The sequence below is a fragment of the Collinsella sp. HCP3S3_E11 genome, from assembly GCF_052067375.1.
Classification (GTDB): Bacteria; Actinomycetota; Coriobacteriia; order Coriobacteriales; family Coriobacteriaceae; genus Collinsella.
Genome location: NZ_JBQHQI010000011.1, coordinates 1 through 18,371, shown reverse-complemented (window position 1 = coordinate 18,371; position 18,371 = coordinate 1). Strand labels below are relative to the sequence as shown.

The 18,371-nt window shown below is 59.9% G+C and carries 14 protein-coding genes and 1 pseudogene; 10 read left to right on the top strand and 5 right to left on the bottom strand.

The window, feature by feature from the left end; genetic code table 11:
- Positions 1 to 57 precede the first annotated feature (57 nt).
- Positions 58 to 597, top strand: a pseudogene (locus tag ACTM86_RS06985) (hypothetical protein); the annotation flags it as partial.
- A gap of 306 nt (positions 598 to 903) precedes the next feature.
- Here the strand turns inward: ACTM86_RS06985 and ACTM86_RS06980 are convergent.
- Together ACTM86_RS06980 and ACTM86_RS06975 are read right to left on the bottom strand one after the other, a co-directional pair.
- On the bottom strand, positions 904 to 1,425 hold the full coding sequence (locus tag ACTM86_RS06980; RefSeq protein ID WP_441017329.1) for a GGDEF domain-containing protein: 522 nt from the start codon (positions 1,423 to 1,425) through the stop codon (positions 904 to 906).
- A gap of 780 nt (positions 1,426 to 2,205) precedes the next feature.
- Positions 2,206 to 3,228, bottom strand: a complete 1,023-nt coding sequence (locus tag ACTM86_RS06975; protein ID WP_441017321.1) for a 2-keto-3-deoxygluconate permease — start codon at positions 3,226 to 3,228, stop codon at positions 2,206 to 2,208.
- Positions 3,229 to 3,742: 514 nt separating this feature from the next.
- On the opposite strand from ACTM86_RS06975, the gene ACTM86_RS06970 reads away from it, so the two are divergent.
- Positions 3,743 to 4,555, top strand: coding sequence for an HD domain-containing protein (locus ACTM86_RS06970; RefSeq protein ID WP_441017318.1), 813 nt, complete (start codon positions 3,743 to 3,745; stop codon positions 4,553 to 4,555).
- Here the strand turns inward: ACTM86_RS06970 and ACTM86_RS06965 are convergent.
- Genes ACTM86_RS06965 through ACTM86_RS06955 form a run of 3 tightly spaced genes read right to left on the bottom strand, consistent with a single transcriptional unit; the run spans position 4,552 to position 8,177 of the window.
- On the bottom strand, positions 4,552 to 5,757 hold the full coding sequence (locus ACTM86_RS06965; protein ID WP_441017315.1) for an FAD-binding protein: 1,206 nt from the start codon (positions 5,755 to 5,757) through the stop codon (positions 4,552 to 4,554). The two genes, ACTM86_RS06970 and ACTM86_RS06965, sit on opposite strands and share 4 nt — an antisense overlap.
- A complete protein-coding gene (locus tag ACTM86_RS06960; protein WP_441017312.1) occupies positions 5,758 to 6,573 on the bottom strand; it encodes an electron transfer flavoprotein subunit beta/FixA family protein in 816 nt (271 codons plus the stop codon).
- A gap of 2 nt (positions 6,574 to 6,575) precedes the next feature.
- Positions 6,576 to 8,177 carry an FAD-binding oxidoreductase gene (locus tag ACTM86_RS06955; RefSeq protein WP_441017309.1) on the bottom strand — a complete coding sequence of 534 codons (1,602 nt, stop codon included), beginning with the start codon at positions 8,175 to 8,177 and terminating at the stop codon, positions 6,576 to 6,578.
- 344 nt (positions 8,178 to 8,521) lie between these two features.
- Between ACTM86_RS06955 and ACTM86_RS06950 the strand changes: the two genes are divergently transcribed.
- The 8 genes from ACTM86_RS06950 (at position 8,522) to ACTM86_RS06915 (ending at position 18,191) form a co-directional block, all read left to right on the top strand.
- Positions 8,522 to 8,818 carry a hypothetical protein gene (locus ACTM86_RS06950; RefSeq protein ID WP_154517147.1) on the top strand — a complete coding sequence of 99 codons (297 nt, stop codon included), beginning with the start codon at positions 8,522 to 8,524 and terminating at the stop codon, positions 8,816 to 8,818.
- Positions 8,815 to 9,324: a hypothetical protein gene (locus ACTM86_RS06945; protein WP_427728267.1), complete on the top strand. Its 510-nt coding sequence runs from the start codon at positions 8,815 to 8,817 to the stop codon at positions 9,322 to 9,324. Before ACTM86_RS06950 ends, ACTM86_RS06945 begins: the two co-directional genes overlap by 4 nt.
- A gap of 87 nt (positions 9,325 to 9,411) precedes the next feature.
- Entirely contained in the window at positions 9,412 to 10,014 is a 603-nt protein-coding gene (locus ACTM86_RS06940) for a hypothetical protein (protein WP_441017306.1), read from the top strand.
- A gap of 280 nt (positions 10,015 to 10,294) precedes the next feature.
- Positions 10,295 to 11,686, top strand: coding sequence for a hypothetical protein (locus ACTM86_RS06935; protein WP_441017300.1), 1,392 nt, complete (start codon positions 10,295 to 10,297; stop codon positions 11,684 to 11,686).
- An 87-nt stretch (positions 11,687 to 11,773) separates the two neighbouring features.
- Positions 11,774 to 12,490 carry a DUF554 domain-containing protein gene (locus ACTM86_RS06930; protein ID WP_441017297.1) on the top strand — a complete coding sequence of 239 codons (717 nt, stop codon included), beginning with the start codon at positions 11,774 to 11,776 and terminating at the stop codon, positions 12,488 to 12,490.
- Positions 12,491 to 12,578: 88 nt separating this feature from the next.
- Positions 12,579 to 14,339 carry a TerB N-terminal domain-containing protein gene (locus ACTM86_RS06925; RefSeq protein WP_441017295.1) on the top strand — a complete coding sequence of 587 codons (1,761 nt, stop codon included), beginning with the start codon at positions 12,579 to 12,581 and terminating at the stop codon, positions 14,337 to 14,339.
- Positions 14,332 to 15,630: an ATP-binding protein gene (locus ACTM86_RS06920; protein WP_441017292.1), complete on the top strand. Its 1,299-nt coding sequence runs from the start codon at positions 14,332 to 14,334 to the stop codon at positions 15,628 to 15,630. The genes ACTM86_RS06925 and ACTM86_RS06920 overlap by 8 nt, the downstream gene beginning before the upstream one ends.
- A gap of 116 nt (positions 15,631 to 15,746) precedes the next feature.
- Positions 15,747 to 18,191: a DEAD/DEAH box helicase gene (locus ACTM86_RS06915; RefSeq protein WP_441017289.1), complete on the top strand. Its 2,445-nt coding sequence runs from the start codon at positions 15,747 to 15,749 to the stop codon at positions 18,189 to 18,191.
- Positions 18,192 to 18,371: the final 180 nt, after the last annotated feature.

The following is an 18,371-nucleotide window of genomic DNA, read 5'->3' as shown; positions in this document are numbered from 1 at the left end:
TACCGAGTCGCGGCGGCAAACGCCGTCTTGCCGTAACGCGCCGGCGACATCGAGGGGATGCAGATGCATAAGAAACTGGTTATGGGAAACCAGGCCTTTGCGTATGCCGCGCTTGCGGCGGGCGTTCGCGTGGTCGCCGGCTACCCGGGCACGCCGTCGACGGAACTTGTCGAGACAGTTGCCAAACTCAAGGCCCAAGGTAGTGCCGAGGGTGTCCACGTCGAGTGGTCGACCAACGAAAAAGCCGCGCTCGAGGTGCTGGCAGGTGCATCGTATGCAGGAGCGCGCTGCCTTTTTACCTGCAAACAAGTTGGACTAAACGTTGCCTCCGACCCGCTCATGAGCCTCAACTACGTGGGCATCAAGGGCGGTCTGGTGCTGTTTGTTGCCGATGATCCCGGCCCCATCTCCTCTCAAACCGAGCAGGATACGCGCCGCTTTGCCGCATTTGCGAAGATCCCCGTGCTCGATCCGCAAAATCTGGAGCAGGGTTACGCGATGATGCAAGAGGCATTTGAAATCTCGGAGCGCTACCATACGCCCGTTATCGTGCGCCCCACCACCCGCGTATGTCACGCCTCAACCTATTTGGAGGTACCCGAGCATACCGTCGCACATCCCGCTGGCACCTTTGAGAAGGATCCCAAATGGGTTATCTTCCCGCGCCGTTCGTTTGCCGCCCATGGCGAGGTTAACGAGCGCCTGCCGCAGATTGCAGACGCCTACTCCAGCGGCAAGGCCGCAGACGCGTTTAACCCCATCGAAAACCATGGCGATGCCACGCCGCGCCTGGTGAGCTACCCCGCTCCGAGAAAAAGACGAGGCGCATCTTCGACAGCCGATACTAGTCCCCGAAAGCGCAGAAGGGGCGCACGACCATCGCAACGGTCGTGCGCCCCTTTTTTAGCGTATCTGGACGCCGGCTTTCTTCTTCTCGCGCTTTACGCGGTAGAGCTCCGCGTCGGCAGCACGGAGCAAGTCTTGCCAGGTATCGACGCCATCACCAACCCGTGCGTAGCCGATGGACATCCGCAACGGATACGGAACCTCGGCGCGCGCGAGCTCGTCGTTGATTGCCGCGCACAGATGCAAGATATCCTGCTCCGCTATCGCCTTTTGAAGCACCACGAACTCATCGCCGCCATAACGCGCGATAAAGCTACCAGACGCCGAGCAGACTTCTTTGAGCGCAGCGGATATGACCTGAAGAGCATGGTCGCCCTCCACATGTCCATAGCGGTCGTTAATCTGCTTAAAGCCGTCGGCGTCCATCACAAGCAGATACACGTCTTCGGCCTGATCCACATTTGAGAAGAGCGACAGTATATAGGTCTCAAAACGGTTGCGATTGTTGAGGCCAGTCAACGGGTCGGTCGAGATGAGCTGCTCCTGGAAGACAATGTAGAGCAGCAATATGCTAATCATTATGCCGACACAAAGGCCGGGCAACGAGTATACAACCTGAAAGGTACCGCCCACCAGGGCCGGAATGGCGAAAAATGCCAAGGTTCGATAGATGGTCTTCGTCTGCAGGCTCTCGACCCTGCGAGATTGCACAAACGCATGTAGGGACGTATGTATAACGTAACAGTAGCTGACAATGGGCTGGATCATATAAGCAGAGCCGCGACTATACACGCCCTGCGAATCGATATAGAACAGGGCGTGCGTCCAGTAACTGGTAAACGCCAGCACGACCACCAGAACCGTAGGCGACGCTACAAGCACCACCCTATAGCGCGAGGCCAAAAGGCGAGAACCCTGCACCGTCTCGGAATAGATAAACCAAATGAGACACACGATGGCAAAGAGCGAAAACGAAACCGCGTTGGAAATCCAGTTGACAGCAATGCCCAACGTGCCGTCCACACCATCCAATAGCACCCAGATCATATCGAATAATATGTACGCGGCAGAGGTGTAGCCAAGCATGCTAAACAATAGCTGCTGGGTGCTCGAGAACAAGGAGCGACGACTCCGCACGGCAAGCCCGATAAGAACAATCATGCTTAGCAGGAATATCTCAATCTTGAGCGCCTTAACCACCAGGCCCATCTCCCCATCATCAAACCGACAGCGCTTCTCCGAGCCGCACGCATCACCATAACTCCCCCAATCCAGAGGGGAATAAGGGAATAATACCAGAGCGCCCGGGCGCTCTCACGGCGCGAGTTGCACGCCAGCATCATTGATAGGCGCCGATGGCTACTCGCCATCGATGTCGGCCGCGACGGCTTCCTCGATGGCCTCGACACCGGCGGGCGACAGGTCTTCCTTGCCCTGGTAGAACTTCTTATCGACCCAACCGGTCAGAATCGGAGCCATGATTGCCGTGATGATGACGGCGGTGGCGATCTGAGCGTATGCGGTGGGCGCAAGATCGGCATAGCGCGGCGCGACCTCGGCAAGAGCAACCGGCGTGGTCATAGCCGTGCCGGCGATGGTGGAACAAGCCACGGCGGCTTTGCCGTTACCGCCGCACAGGCGCTCGAACGCAAAGGTGATGGGACCGACGACAAACAACGTGACAAGGCCCAGCAAGATGCCGGAAATGCCGCCGGTGATAAAGCTCGACAGGCTCATAGACGCACCGAGCTGAAATCCGATGACGGCGATCGCAGGATTGGTGCCGGGAACCAGCAGGTTCTTGATGAACGGGAAGAGGTTGCCCAAAACCATGCCAATCACGAGCGGCAGGATGGAACCGATGATGGTGCCAACGGGAATGTTGGCAAGACCAGAGACACCAAGAATGATCATGGTAACCGCAGGGCCCGCCGTGAAGAACAGGATGCCCACGGCGCCCTGCTCGGACTCGTCGCCAAACTCGCCCATGATGCCCGTGTAGAGCGCCATGTTGCAAAACGTTATGCCGCCGATGATGGAAACCGAGCTCAGGCCCAAAAAGTTGTCGTTAAAGAAATACGCAACGCTCAAGCCCAGCACGGCTGCCACCACAAGCTTAGGAATCAGTACGACGATGCCGGTCTTGATGGCACCCGGCGTGGACTTAAAGCTGATGCCGGCACCCACGAACAACAGGATCGCGGCGACGATGGTATTGGAACCGCCGCGGCAGGCGGCAGTAAAGAAGCCGCCGATCTCGAAGACCTGCGGGCAGAAGGTATTGAGCAAAAGGCCGACGATCATCGGGTAGATCATGATGTCACCCGGAATGCGCGGTACTTTGAATTTCTTTTGCTCGTTGGCGATCGCTTCCTGTGCCATGAAACCCCCATTTCCGCCGACGCAGAACAAAAGCCCACGTCATGCTTTGCTACAGTAAAGTTTGACCATGGTACCAGAAGAAGCAGACCGGCTCGGTGAGAAATCCGATTCGTTGGGCCCGGACGGTAAACGCACCCCACTCCTATACGAGGCTCAAAACGATATAGAGCCCGATACCCGAGACGCAGCACCACAACATCGACTTTGTCTTGATTGCCACCGCAACGACGCCGACAGCCGCTGCGAAAAGAGCAGGCAAATAAAGAGCGATGTGCAGACAAAACCCGCAATAGCGGTGGGGACATCGACAACGGCGCACCTATCGCAACATTGGTAAGCATCACCGGCCAGACGGTTTTAACGATTTTGAGCACCATAGCGTTCCTCGTCCCGACAAGCTTTCCGAGCCGCAGTCGACGACATGGCAGAATCATCGCCCGGCGGCAACCGAGTTCACCTACAATTGCCACCGGATCGAAAGACACAGAAAGACACAGCTTTTTAGGAAGTCGTTATGACAGCTATCGATCGAACGGGGGCAATCGCGGCCTTCAGGACCTACACCGATGCCTACGATGCCGCCAATCCGCGTATCGCGCTCAAAATCGAGCATACGTACCACGTTGCCGAGGCATGCGATGCCGTGGCACGCAAACAGGACTGGGCACCGCAGGACATTGACCTGGCGTGGCTTTGTGGGCTGTTGCACGATATGGGCCGCTTTGAGCAGCTGCGACGCTGGGACACGTTTAAGGATGCCGAGAGCATGAGCCATGCGAAGTTGGGCCTCGAGGTCCTCTTTGGCAAAAACCCTGCAGACGCGCCCGCGGCAACAAGTATCCGCGACTTTATCGACAGCCCGGCAGAAGACGAGCTCATCCGCGCGAGCATCGCCTATCACAGTGACTTTCGCCTGCCGGCACAACTCGACGAGCGTACACGGTGCTTCTGCGATATCGTGCGCGATGGCGACAAAATCGACATTATGCGCACCATCGCCGACAGCACCGTCGACACCATCCTCAAGGTGGATGAGAACGCATTTCTCGCCAGCCACTTCTCGGCGCCGACGTTGGCCGCCTTTGACGAGCACCGCTGCGTCGCACGTGATGAACGCGACGAGCCCGCGGACTACCTGGTAGGACTCATCTGCTTTATGTTTGAGCTCGTCTATCCGGCGAGCCGCGCGCTGGCGCGCGAGCAGGGCGATATCTACCGCCTGCTCGACGCGCCCTTTGGTATTACGCAGCCCTTTACCGACCCCGCCACACAGGCAACCTGGAGCCGTCTTAGGGAAGAGATGCGCGACTGGCTGGCGCGCGCCTAGCGCTCAAGCTGGGCTAGCAGCTCCTCGACGACCTCGACGGCATCACCGACAACCTTGTACTGGGCAGCACCAAAGATGGGGGCATCCGGGTCCTCGTTGATGGCGATAATGCATTCCGCCCCACCGATGCCGGCAAGATGCTGGATGGCGCCCGAAACACCGATACTCACAAGCATCTTGGGCGAAACCGATACGCCCGTCTGGCCAATCTGATGGCGATACTCCAACCAGCCGGCCTCCACGACGGGTCGCGTGCAGCCAAGCTCGGCTCCCAGAGCCTCGGCGAGCCTTCGCATCAGCGGCAGGTTTTTCTTGGAACCAATGCCGCGACCTACCACGACCAGGCGCTCGGCATCGGCGATTGAAGCCTGCTGTCCCCACTCCTCGGCGGGAATCGAGATCTCGACACGAGCCTTAGCATCATCCGCAAGTGCTATCTGGGTGATCGTGCCGGAGCGGCCGTAGTCAAAGTCGGGCGCCTTAAAGATGCCGGGGCGCACCGTTGCCATCTGGGGACGATGATTGGGGCAGACGATGGTGGCCATCAGGTTGCCGCCAAACGCCGGACGCGTCTGTTGCAGCAGCCCCGTCTCCGTATCCATCGAAAGCACGGTGCAGTCAGCCGTAAGGCCCGTCTGCAAACGCACGGCAACGCCGGGTGCCAGTTCGCGGCCAAAGGCGGTCGCTCCGTACAGAATGGCCTCGGGCTTGCGCTCTGCCACCAAATCGCAGATGAGGCGAGCGTAGACCTCCACATCGTTCTGGCGCAGACGCTCGTCGCGACAGATCAGGACCTCGTCTGCACCGGCGCAAACCAGATGCTCGAGGTCACCGAGAGAACCCTCGGGGCCCATGCCGACCAGCGCCACCAGGCGACAGCCGCGTGTATCCGCAAGCTCGCGGCCCTTGCCCATGAGCTCGAAGGCAACGGGAGCCACCGTATCGTGCTCGTCGGTCTGCGCGAATACCCAAATGTCTCGATATGCATCGAGGTCAACCGCGCCGGCGGCCTCGTCGCGCTCGATCGAAATGGCATTGACGGGGCAAGCGTCGACGCACCCGCCGCATAGGATGCAGCCGTCGGTTACGCGGGCGCAACGGTTGGGCCGCTCGCCTTCCACTACGATGCCGCCCGAGGCACAGGCGCGAACGCAGCGACCACAGCCGATACAGGCTTCGCCATCGATAATCAGTCCGCTCATCTATGCCATCCCCTCGATAATCTTGGCAAGTTTCGCCGCCTGCTCGGACGCCGTTCCGTCAACGGCCTCGCACGTTTGGTCGCGGTCGGGCACAAACGATCGCACGACCTGTGTCGGCGAGCCGGCAAGACCGCAGCGCGCGGGGTCGGCGTTCACGTCGGCAGCGTTGACCACGCGCACGTCCGCCTCCTCGGCCGCACGAATACCGGCGATACTCGGCATACGCAGTTGGCCAATCTCCTTGGCAGTCGTCATCGCGCACGGCATCTCAAGATAGACCGTCTCCTCGCCGGCATCGCAGCCGTGAACAAGCGCCAGTGAACCACAGGTCGTAAAGCCCGCACTCTGCACGCAGCTCACGTCGGTCACGCAGGGAATTTCGAAGGCACCGGCAAGCTCGGGACCAATCTGGGCCGTATCGCCGTCCACCGCCATCTTGCCGCAGATGAGCAGGTCGAAGTCCTCGTCGAGCGCCTCGATGCCGCACTTGAGGGCATAGGTGGTTGCCAGGGTATCGGCACCTGCAAAGGCGCGATCGGTTAGCAGCAGTGCGTCATCGGCGCCTCGGGCGATGCAGTCGCGCAATAGCGATTCAGTCGCGGGGATGCCCATCGACGCCACCGTTACGCGCACGTCCATGCCAAAGCCGATAAAGTCGTCCTTCAGCGCCAGCGCGCATTCCAAAGCGCTCGCGTCAAAGGGATTAATGACCGCCTGCTTGCCATCGCGCACGATGGTATTGGTCTTGGGGTCCATCTTGACCTCGGTGCTGCCCGGCACCGCCTTGACGCACACCACCATATGGAAATCGCTCATCTTCACGCGCCCCCTTTCTGGACGAGCTCATCCAAGAGCTTCTCCGAAAACAGGTTACCGCGGCCCAACTGCCCGGCAGGATCGAGCTGGAGCTTGAGCCGCGCCGACTCGACCATGGCCTCGTGACCGTACATCGTCTCCAAGAAGCCCGCCTTGATCTTGCCGACGCCGTGTTCGGCGGAGACGGCGCCGCCCATGGCCGTGACCTCGGAAGCCCACTGGGCAAAGAGCTCTTCGCCGCGGCGGTAATCCTGCGCATCGCGCGGCAGAATGTTCACATGCAGATGGTTGTTACCGATGTGCCCCCAGGCGGCAGATTCAAGCCCACTTTCGGCCAACGTGCGGCGATAAAGGGCGATGACATCGGCCAAGTGTGCGTTGGGCACCGACATATCCGACCCCAGCTTGGTAATGGTGGGGTCTGTGCGGCGACGCTCGTCGATGAGCATGTTGACGCTCTCGGGCACCGCATGGCGGAAGAATCGCTGACACTCGCGATCGACCTCGGTGCGCGCGACCCATGTCGCATCGTCGCTGCCGCCCGCAAGCTCCAGTACCCACCCCAAGTGATACAGCTCCTCAGTCGCCTGGGCTTCGTCGTCGCAGTCGAGCTCCACGTAGACACAGACCTTGGCGTCTTTGTCGAGCGCCGGCAGCGAGGCGAACGCAGTCGACTGCTCGCGCTGACGACGCAGGATATCCAGGGCGCCCGCATCGAAATATTCGATGGCAGCCGCGTGGGACAGGACGGGACGTACAGAATCGGTGAAGGACACGGCCTTGTCTTCGCTGTCAAAGAAGCAGCTCACGCCCCAGACGACCGCGGGCGCCGCCTGCAGGGCAATCTCGAGCTCGGTGATGACGCCGAGCGTGCCACACGCACCGATAAACAGATCGATGGCATCCATATCGTCAGCAACGAAATAGCCCGAAGCATTTTTGGTCTTGGGCATGGTGTAGTCGGGAAGGTCGAGCTCGAGCGTGCGGCCCTTCACCGTGACGAGCGAGAGGCGACGACCCTGTGCAAAAACCTCGCCACGGTGAAGCTCGAGCAGGTCGCCATCGGTCAGCACGACATGAAGGCCCGTGACGTGAGGGCGCATGGGGCCGTAAGCGTAGCTACGGGCGCCGGAAGCGTTGCATGCCGCCATACCGCCCAGGCAGGCAGATGCCTCGGTGGGATCGGTAGGAAAGAATTGCTCGGGAGCTTCCTGGAACTCCTCGTAGGCCTCAAGCGATGCCTGGTCCCAGCCGGCAGTCGGCAGCACTTTCTTGCCCAGTTGCTTACGCAGCTCAGACAGCACGACGCCGGGCGCCACGCGCAAAAGAAAGCGGCCCTGCTCATCGCGGCGAATGCCTAGGTAGCGATTCATGCGGGAAGTATTGAGAATGTGACCGCCATGAGGCACGGCGCCGGCGGCAAGACCGGTCCGGGCGCCCTGAACCGTCACCGGGACACGCTCGGCATGGAGCTTTTCCATAATGGCGCGGACCTCGTCCTCCGTTGTCGGAAACGAGATGCTCGAGGCCTCGCCCGATGTGCGAGACTCATCGCGACCATACTCTTCGAACTCGTCGGTGAAGGGTTTGATGGTTGCAGACACGCGAACTCCCCCTTTAGCTAACTACAGTGTTTGCAGGGAAATGTTACCGCATCGTTTCACCGACATGTTCGAGACCGTCTCCATAATTGACGTTTTTAACGTTCGCGCAATTCGGCGAACGGTGGAATTTTCGAGACAAGCGACGCTTTTGCCACACGTTGCCGCGCAGCCACAACATGTGCATTTATCAGTCAAAAATAGTTGAGATTTTTTTCACATGCTTTTACCTGCGGGGATATCGGCTCGTCAAGCAATTGGTTAGTTATTGGGCAAGTTGCGGCTGATACGGTCGGTATCGACAGCCAAACCAATAGGAGTTTTGGCCCCAGAGCAGGGAGGTTTCCATGGCATATTACTGGCCCCAATACGGTTTCGCCATCGAAGTCGATGACGACCCCTATCTCTTGCCTTTCGACGAAGATGCATTTCCAGGTACGGAGGTCTACCACGTCACCACCGATGTAATCTGCGACCCCGAGTCGTTCTCGGCGCTCGCCCACCACATCGCGCGTATCCACAACATCGAGCTCCCTCACGACTTCGACGAGCTCATCTACTCTCGCCGCCTGATGCTTCACATGCTCTTTGGAGCGGACCCGTCCACGTTCGCACGTGTCTACACCACCAAGGACGCCGCATGAGTGCGAAGAAGCCGCCCCGCCTTGCAGGACTGGGGCGTCGCAAGAAACTCGTCGTTGTCTGCCTGGCTGTCGTCTGCGCCCTCATCGCCGTAGGGCTATACGCCTGGCAGTCGCAGCCCGTGCCCGAAGCGGGCGCCTCAGTCACGACGGCAGAAGGTAAATCGCGCCAAGAAATCCAGGATGAGCTCGACGCCATCGTCCGCGACAACATGATGACGATCTCGGTCGCGCCGGTCGCACAGTTGCAGGAAGGCGGCAAGTTGCGCGTCAACGTGCAAAACGTCCAAGACAACAAGTTTCCCCAGCGCTTCCGCGTGATTCAAAACGACGAGACCATCTATGAGTCCGGTGTGGTCGAAGCCGGCAAGACGGTTGAGACCTGCCCCGCCGGCGATATCCAAGAAGGCGAGGCATATATCGAAATTCAGGCACTCGATGCCAAGACCTACGACACCCACGGCAATCCGACGCGCGTCAAAGTGCGGGTGGCACAGGCAAAAGGCTAGTGGCCGACGCGCTCGCAGGGGCAGCACCCTGTCCCCATTCGTCCAACCATCACGGAAACAGTCCGTGACGAGCAGAAAGGATCGATTATGAACACACCCATGAACCTGAGCGGAGCCAGGGCACTCGCCGTGGGCGCAGGGCTTACGCTCGCACTTGCGATGGGCGCCGCGCCAACGGCGGCCATGGCAGAGGTGCGCGTTGGAACCACCGATGTGACGGTGAAGGCCGACATTAGCAATGTTTCGTTTAAGGCGCCAACGGTCATCCCCTTTGCCGCCAAAGCCGACGGAACGCTTGTAGGACCCTCCGACGAGACGATTACCATCGACAACCTCTCGGCATATGGCATCCACGTCACCAACATGAAGGTCACGGCCAAGAACGACTGGACAATCGTTGCAGACGCAAAGACGGGCTCGGCCCAGAACTCCATCGATTTTAAGGTTGGCCCCGATGAGGCAGAACAGGATGCCAGCTCGGCGACTCAGACTACGGGCCTCGATCTTTCCAAAGACGCAAGCTTCGACATGAAGTACAAGGACATTGCCGACGGAACGGACAAAATTAGGCTCAATGTGAGTGGCCACGTCGCCCGCGTCACGCGTGACATCTACCACGCCACCGGTACGGGAGATCAAGTGGCAAGCATCACCTGGACGGTCGAGCCCGGTGCGCACGCCACGTCCTAAGGCGATTGCACTGGCCGCCATCGTCAGCATCTTGGCGTCCGCACCCGCAATGGCCTTTGCTCAACAAGAGCAAGCGCAGGCAGCCACAGAAGTGACCGTCGATCTTTCGGGCCTTAATCGCGGCAGCTGTCACGAGCCGCTCGTCCAGACGAGCGACACCCGGCAACTCATTGCGGTAGGCGTCGCCACGGTGGGAGCAGGACTGACGTGCCTTGGCCTGCACATCAAACGCAACCAATAGCCAAGCACGACCGGAGTACGCGGAATAGATAGGAGAACCATGGCACCCAAAAACCTTTTGCCCGTTGCCGCGCTCTGCAGCGCACTGGCGAGCGGTACGCCTCTCGCCGCTTGGGCGACGCCCGCCACGGCAAGCTCCTTACCGCAAGCTCTGAACCCCGCGTCGAATTCGTCGGGTATCATCGCCTGCCAACGTTTTTCGCTCGCACATGCCACGGTCCGAACCTCGGGATGCCTTCACCGCAATGCGGTCGACTCGATAGTCGTGGATATCAATCGACCGGACAAGGAGAACGGCCCCCAGACAGGTTGCGCCATCTGCACATGGAAATCGGCTGCAGTCGACGCCGATGGCGACCCATGCGACTTAGAGCTGCGCATCGATATTGCCTCGGTCGATGACTCGGCGAACGGGGCAAAGGTCGTCTTCGACAGCGCGGCCCATGAAGAAGAAGGGGGTGTATGCCTGGGCTGCGTTCCCTCGAATGTCGATGGCGCGCAGCCCATCATCTCCTTTACGGCGTCGCTGCGACTGACCAAGGCGGACACCGAAGCCATCGCAACGGGAGATGCGCCTTTGCTGTTCTACGCTGGCGACGCGGACGACCAAAAGGCTCAAAGCACCAGGCAGAAGGGCTCGCTTAACCTCACGCGCGGATCAGAACCCGCCCCCATCAATATCGATGCCCAGGAGCCGGGCGTGCAGCGCATTCTCGCCGATCCGGCGCTGCTCCAAATGACGTGGCACGGAGTGGGGTCCGTCGAGATTGCCGCTCCTATATCGAGCGATAATGACAAATCCCCCAAAGACGAGGTCGCAGACGCACCGGCACATGTTGACGATGCATCATCAGAAGACAACGCTGCGGTTCCTCTCGAGAAGCCAAGCGGCAGCGCCACCGAACTAGGCGATTCCCAACCGAAAGAGAGCCTGGACTTTGCCGCTCCCCCAGGTGTCGACGAAGGCAACTGTTGCATGATGGTCGCGCTCGACCACACGGAAACCGTCGATGCTGCAAGCATTGAGCCAGTCGCTGCCAATGCGCCCCGCCGCAAAAATATCCTCATCGCATTCCCCAACACCGTCGAGCTCGTCTTTTTGCCTTCGGGCGAAGTCGTCGCGCCTACGGCACTTACAGCAGTGGGAGCAAAGAGCGCATCGAACGATATCCAAGCTATCTCGGCACTTGATGCCACAACGACCGCCAAGTTACACCTTTATTCCGTTGCAGCAGACGGAACGCGAACCGAAGAATTCGACGGAACCAAGCTTTTGGTTCCTCGTCGCATCGGTATCCAAGAAGACGTCCCCTATCAAATGGAACTTGAAGGGTTCGATCGCGCACGAGATGCCGACATCATTGCCGCAGCCATCGAATCCCCACAGCACCTCATGACGCTGCGCTTCGACTTTAGCCCCATCCTGTCCTAGATCGCTAACTGCCGCTTGGCTCGGATACTGAGCGCCCCTCCCCGTTCTGCTACGATTGCCGCGTTGGCATCAATTACAGGAGGGTTTATGCCGGGTTTAGGAACGATCATCAACGTCGCGCTTTTGATCGCGGGCGGTCTGCTTGGCCTTATGGGCGGGCGCTTCATTACGCCTCGCATCCAAGACACACTCATGAAGGCGTCGGGGTTGTGTGTTCTGTTTATCGGCCTGGGCGGCACCATGCAAAAGATGCTCGTTATCGATGGAGAGGCGTTGGCGACCACCGGCACCACCATGCTTATCGTCTCATTTGCCCTCGGTTCGCTCATCGGCGAGGCCATCAACCTGGAGGCCGCCATCGAGAACCTCGGCGAATGGCTCAAGCGCAAAACCGGCAGCGAAGGCGACAACGAGTTCACCAACGCCTTTGTCTCGGCATCGCTCACCGTGTGTATCGGTGCCATGGCCATCGTAGGATCGATTCAGGACGGTCTGCTCGGCGACTGGTCCACGCTTGCCCTGAAGGGCGCGCTGGACTGCATCATCGTCTGCACCATGACGGCCTCGCTTGGCCGCGGCTGCATCTTCTCGGCCCTGCCCGTTGCCGCATTCCAGGGCACGATCACGCTTTTTGCCGGCGCGCTCTCCCCCATCATGACCACCGCAGCCCTCGACGGCCTTTCGCTTGTGGGCTCTATGCTCATCTTCTGTGTTGGGGTTAACCTTATTCGACCTCAGACCTTCCGCACGGCCAACATGCTCCCCTCCGTCGTCGTGGCGGTCATCTACGCCCTCTTGTTCTAAATCTATCTACGTAGCGGTTTCTCGAACACCTGTTTGATGCTGTGCTATGATATGAGGTCACCGAAGCTGCGTTAGGAGAGGAGAAGCGGTGGCCGACCAGGACGTCAAGATGCTCATCGAGCGCATTATGGCCGAGGCCCGGACCCATCAGTCCGCCCACTTCTCAAACGAAATCTATGCTGACGAGCCGATTCTCAAGACCGGTCGACAGATGCAGAACTTCCTCCCCGACCAGTACCGCAAGATGCGCGAGATATCGCGCTGGCAAGATGATCCCAAAGGCGGCGCGGGACGTTGGCTATCGGAGGCGGAGCTCTTTTACCGCCAAGGCCTGCTGATGGCCGACTTCGAGGACGATTGTCCCTACAACGGCACCTTTAAGTCGTACTTTCCCACCTACAATGCCATGAGCGATCGACAGTTGCGCGGCTACTTTACCTGGCGTGCCCAAGTGCGCCGCGGAACTGTCGAGGAAACGTCTACATCCTTTGCCTTCCTGTATCTCTATGAGCTGATCTGCGGCATTGGCGTAGATGACCCACTCGATGGCTTTAGCAAGATCAAGGCCTTTTGGAATGCCTATCGTGCCTTCGAGCCCGGCATCGACCGGTTTGCACGCGTGTGGTTGCAAGATTACGCCGTTTTCCACGGGCTCGACCCCAAACTGCTTCGCGACTCTAAAACCGTCATGTTCGATAACGCCCTTATCGAGCTGCGGCGCGCGGCTCGAGACCTTGCACCTGCACCGACGCCGCCGGACCTGGCGCCTGCGCGTCGCAAGACCTCCGAGCCTACGCTCCCCCTCCCGCCCGACGAGGCGGGCGAGGAGCGACTCATGGCCGCCATCAACGCCCTCTCCACGTATAACCTCGATAACTCTAGACTCGATCGCAGCCACCATCGCGACCTACGCCACGTGGCATGTGCCGTGTACGTACGCATGGCGCGCTACTATGACACGCATCGAAAGACCGGTATCGTGGCGAGCTTGTTTGGGGAGGAGACGGCCATGCCCTATACCATGTTTGCCTCGGCCGTGTTCTTTGCGCCCGAGCGCCACGAGGACTGCGAATACCGTCTTGACCCCATCCATATCTACCGCTGCCAAAACGGTTTTTGGGAATGTATGCGAATTCACGGCAGTAGGCAAAAGAGCAGCAAGCTTGGTGAGATGATGCGCGCCTGCGACCAACGTCTGCGCCTGGCCCTAGCCCCCGCCCACCCCCTGAAGGAGGAGAAGGTCCCCAAATATCTGGCAAAAATCATCGATGACGAGATCGTGGCATGGCTTTCGTGGGATGCCGCACACCAGCCCGTCAAGATCGATATCGATTTGAGCCAGCTGGGGCACATTCGGAGCGCCGCCGCGCAAACGCGTGAAGCGCTTTTGATTGATGAGGAGCGCGAGGACGGCATGCCCGTGGAAGCCGAGGCAACGCTTATCGAGCAGCTGGGCCGCGAGTCTGCGCCCGGCATGACTGCCGAACCTGGCGAGATGACCATACAGCAAGACGAACCCGACGAGCCGACTGTCTCCGCCGAAGAGTTTGGCGTCATGGCACCGCTCCTCGTGTCTGCGCCCGCACCCGTAACGCCCGCGTCTGCCGAAGCTACGAACAAACTCGCGCCCGCCGAAGATGCCTTTCTTCGCGCGCTCCTCGAGCAAAACACAGCGCAAGCGACATCGGCAGTGGAGAGGTCGGGCCAGAGCGAGGATATGCTCGTCGACAGCATCAACGAGACGCTCTTTGACCTGGTGGGAGACACCGTTATCGAGTTCGGCGCGGCAGGACCGCAAATTATCGAGGATTACGAAGCAGACGTGAGAGGATACCTAGACCATGAGTGATACCGCATCCGCAGCACCCCGCGTGCCCAAGCGCGTCGCTGCCGTCATTCTCAACTCACTCAAGGGCGGTGTGGTCCCGCGCATCGGCCTTCCCTATATCACCGTAGGGCGCGAGGTCGAGATCCGCGCCCTGCTCACCGATTTGAGTCTCATTGCCGACGGTGGCGCGAGCTTCCGGTTTCTGGTCGGTCGCTACGGCGCAGGCAAGAGCTTTTTGCTCCAGACCATCCGCACGCACGCCATGGGCGAGGGGTTCGTCGTCGCCGATGCCGACCTGTCGCCCGAGCGCCGCCTGCAGGGCGGTCAGGGGCAGGGCCTTGCCACCTACCGTGAGCTCATCCGCAACATATCGACCAAGACGCGCCCCGAGGGCGGTGCGCTCAACCTTATTCTGGATCGCTGGGTCGCCTCGTGTGCCGACGTCGACGAGTCGGTCGTCAATGCCCAACTGGCCCCGCTCGAGGAGATGGTCCACGGCTTCGACTTCGCCCGCATGCTCCGCCGCTACCGCACGGCCGTATCCGAGGGCGATGAAGAGGCCATGAGCCGCATAACCAAATGGATCCGCGGCGAATACCGCACCAAGAGCGAGGCTCGCGCCGAACTGGGTTCCTCAACCATCATCAGCGATGACGACTGGTACGACTACGTTAAACTCATTGCGCGCTTTTTGGTCTGCAGCGGCTACAAGGGCATGCTGGTGCTCATCGACGAACTCGTGAATCTGTATAAGATTCCCAACGCGATCACGCGCCAATACAACTACGAGAAGATCCTGACCATGTACAACGACACGCTCCAGGGCAAGGCGCAGTACCTGGGCATGATCATGGGCGGCACGCCAACCTCCATCGAAGACCGCCGCCGCGGCGTGTTCTCCTACGAGGCCCTGCGTAGCCGACTCGCTCAGGGCCGCTTTGCACGCGAGGACCTTAAGGACATGCTCGCGCCCATCATCCGTCTGCAGCCACTCACCTACGAAGAGTTGCTGGTGCTGATCGAAAAACTCATGCAAATTCACGCCGGCTACTTTGGCTGGACGCCCACGCTTACCGAGAGCGACCTGGTGGACTTCCTCAAGATTGAGTTCGGTCGCGTGGGAGCCGACACGCATCTGACGCCGCGCGAAGTCATTCGTGACTTTATCGAGCTGCTCGACATCCTATGCCAAAACCCCGACGCCAACGTGGCCGAGCTGCTGCAAAGCGTCGGCGGTGACGCGCCAGCAGCCGCAACAGACGACACCGGCACCGCAGGCGCCGACCGCAACTTCGCCGAATTCGCCATCTAACCTGCCAAAAAGGGACAGGTTTATTTTGGCAGGTTTTATCTGGGCAAACATTGAAGCAGTCATGCAGCAAGCCATTGCCCGCCGCGTTGAGAGATTCGCTTTTGAAAGGAGGCCCCGTGAACGCCTTTGACCGCTACGCCCCGTTTATCCAAGACTTCATCTACTCCCACGATTGGGAGAGTCTCCGCTCCATTCAGGTTGCGGCGGCAGATGCCATCTTTAACACACAAGACAATGTGCTCCTGACGGCATCCACGGCTTCCGGCAAAACCGAGGCGGCCTTCTTTCCCATCCTGACCGAGTTTTGGGAGAGGCCGCCCGCGAGCGTGGGCGCCCTCTACATCGGCCCCCTCAAGGCGCTCATCAATGATCAGTTCGTCCGCCTTAACGACCTCTGCGAAGAGGCCGATATCCCTGTCTGGCACTGGCATGGCGATGTCTCGCAGTCGCACAAGGCTAAGCTCATCAAAAAGCCGAGCGGCATCTTGCAGATTACGCCCGAGTCACTCGAGGCGCTCCTGATCCATAAGCACATGGCGATCCCGCGCATGTTTTGCGACCTGCGCTATGTGGTCATCGACGAGGTCCACTCGCTCATGCGCGGCGACCGTGGCGGGCAGACGCTCTGCCTTATCGAGCGACTCTCGCGCATGGCCGGCGTGCAGCCTCGACGCATTGGCCTTTCGGCCACCATCGGCGACCCCGAGCGCACGGGCGCTTTTCTCTCACAGGGAACGGGACGTGACTGCGTTATCCCCCGTTTTGAGGAACCGCGCCGCGTGTGGCGCATCTCCATGGAGCACTTCTACAACTCGGGTCCCCAGGCACAGCAGCGGGGATTCGAGAGCATGGGTCCTCAAGAGGCCGAAGTGCTTGTCTCCGAGCGCATTGAGGCAGCGGCACCCACGGCGCTGCCGGCCGACACCCAAGGCATGAGCCACAGCGGACAGCCCACACAGGAGGAGCGCCGTCAACGTCGTGAGCGAGCACAGGGTAAGGCTACCTCCGGGAACCGCTGCACTTCTTCGGCCCCCGAGGGCGAAGTCGACATCCCCCGGGCCGCCGAGCAAGCGCTCCTCAACCCCACCGACACCGCACCCGACAACGCCGATCCCGGCATGGGCTATATCTTCGAACACACCCGCGGGCGCAAGTGTCTGGTCTTTGCCAACTCGCGCGAGGAGGCAGAGGCCGTATGTTCCATGCTGCGCAGCTACTGTGAGAGCCGACACGAGCCTGACCGTTTCCTCATCCATCACGGCAATCTTTCGGCATCGTTGCGCGAGACGGCAGAAGAGCTCATGCGCGATGAGGAGCAGGCACAGACGACCGTCACCACCTCTACGCTTGAGCTTGGCATCGATATCGGCCGTCTGGAGCGTGCGTTTCAGATCGATGCGCCATTTACCGTCAGTTCCTTTTTGCAGCGAATGGGCCGCACGGGACGCCGCGACCTTCCGCCCGAGATGTGGTTTGTCATGCGCGAGGAAGAGCCCGAGCCGCGCACGATGATGCCCGAAACCATTCCGTGGAAGCTCCTGCAGGGCATCGCACTCGTACAACTCTATCGCGAGGAAAAGTGGGTCGAGCCGCCCGAGCTCGATCGACTCCCCTACAGTCTGCTCTATCACCAGACTATGTCGACGCTTGCCAGCACCGGAGAGCTCACGCCGGCAGAACTTGCCCAGCGCGTGCTCACGCTCAGTTATTTCCACCGCGTCTCAGCCGATGACTATCGCGTGCTGCTGCGTCACCTCATTAAGATCGACCATATCCAGGTCACCGAGGGCGGAGGACTCATCGTGGGCCTCGCTGGCGAGCGCATCATCAACAATTTTAAGTTCTACGCCGTGTTCCAGGAAAACGAGGAGTTCACCGTCCGCAGCGAGTCGTCCGAACTGGGCACGATCGTCAATCCCCCACCGCCCGGTGAACGCATCGCCATCGCCGGGCACTGCTGGATTGTCGAGGAAGTGGACTGGAAGCGCCATACCGTCTTTGCCACGCAGGTCAAGGGCCGTGTACCGGCTTACTTTGGCGACTGCCCCGGCGACATCAACACGCATGTACTCGAGCGCATGCGTAAAGCGCTCAACGAACATGCCGCGTATCCGTATCTTATGGGCAACGCGCGAGCCCGTCTGGCGCAGGCTCGCCATACGGCCGAGATTTCGGGTGCGGGCACTAGGCCACTCATTAACCTGGGCGGCGACACCTGGGTGCTCTTCCCCTGGCTGGGCAGCTATGCCTTTTTGGCGCTCGAGCGCATGCTCAAGATTAAATGTGCCGCGGAGCTGGGCCTTCGCGGACTCGACCCGTCGCGCCCGTACTTTATGCAGTTTAAGATGAAGGCCGACGAAGAGACGTTCTTTGAGGTACTCGCCGCCGAGGCCGAGAAGGACTTCGATCCCATCGAGCTCGTCTATCCCGGCGAGGTGCCTTACTTTGATCGTTACGATGAGTTCGTTCCCGAAGAGCTCGTGCGTAAGGGCTTTGCCGAAGGCGTGCTCGACATAGATGGCATGAAGCAGCGTGTCCGCAGCTGGCGCGACCACGCATAAAACGGGGCTGACTATATGAGCAGTCAATTTGGGACGGGGCTATTTTAGCTGCCCTTGCAGGTAAAGCGAGGTACCGTCAAGATTCTTTCGCAAATTGATTTAGCCGTCCTCGGCCCCGTCCTCTTCTAGCCCTCCGCCTTTCCCCTCAGCTCGTCCATCTCCTCCAGCTTCGACATGTCC

Coding starts and splice junctions, on each gene's coding strand:
- ACTM86_RS06920 (WP_441017292.1), top strand. CDS start 14,332: ATGAGTGATACCGCATCCGCAGCACCCCGCGTGCCCAAGCGCGTCGCT.
- ACTM86_RS06970 (WP_441017318.1), top strand. CDS start 3,743: ATGACAGCTATCGATCGAACGGGGGCAATCGCGGCCTTCAGGACCTAC.
- ACTM86_RS06950 (WP_154517147.1), top strand. CDS start 8,522: ATGGCATATTACTGGCCCCAATACGGTTTCGCCATCGAAGTCGATGAC.
- ACTM86_RS06935 (WP_441017300.1), top strand. CDS start 10,295: ATGGCACCCAAAAACCTTTTGCCCGTTGCCGCGCTCTGCAGCGCACTG.
- ACTM86_RS06945 (WP_427728267.1), top strand. CDS start 8,815: ATGAGTGCGAAGAAGCCGCCCCGCCTTGCAGGACTGGGGCGTCGCAAG.
- ACTM86_RS06975 (WP_441017321.1), bottom strand. CDS start 3,228: ATGGCACAGGAAGCGATCGCCAACGAGCAAAAGAAATTCAAAGTACCG.
- ACTM86_RS06930 (WP_441017297.1), top strand. CDS start 11,774: ATGCCGGGTTTAGGAACGATCATCAACGTCGCGCTTTTGATCGCGGGC.
- ACTM86_RS06940 (WP_441017306.1), top strand. CDS start 9,412: ATGAACACACCCATGAACCTGAGCGGAGCCAGGGCACTCGCCGTGGGC.
- ACTM86_RS06965 (WP_441017315.1), bottom strand. CDS start 5,757: ATGAGCGGACTGATTATCGATGGCGAAGCCTGTATCGGCTGTGGTCGC.
- ACTM86_RS06960 (WP_441017312.1), bottom strand. CDS start 6,573: ATGAGCGATTTCCATATGGTGGTGTGCGTCAAGGCGGTGCCGGGCAGC.
- ACTM86_RS06980 (WP_441017329.1), bottom strand. CDS start 1,425: ATGATTAGCATATTGCTGCTCTACATTGTCTTCCAGGAGCAGCTCATC.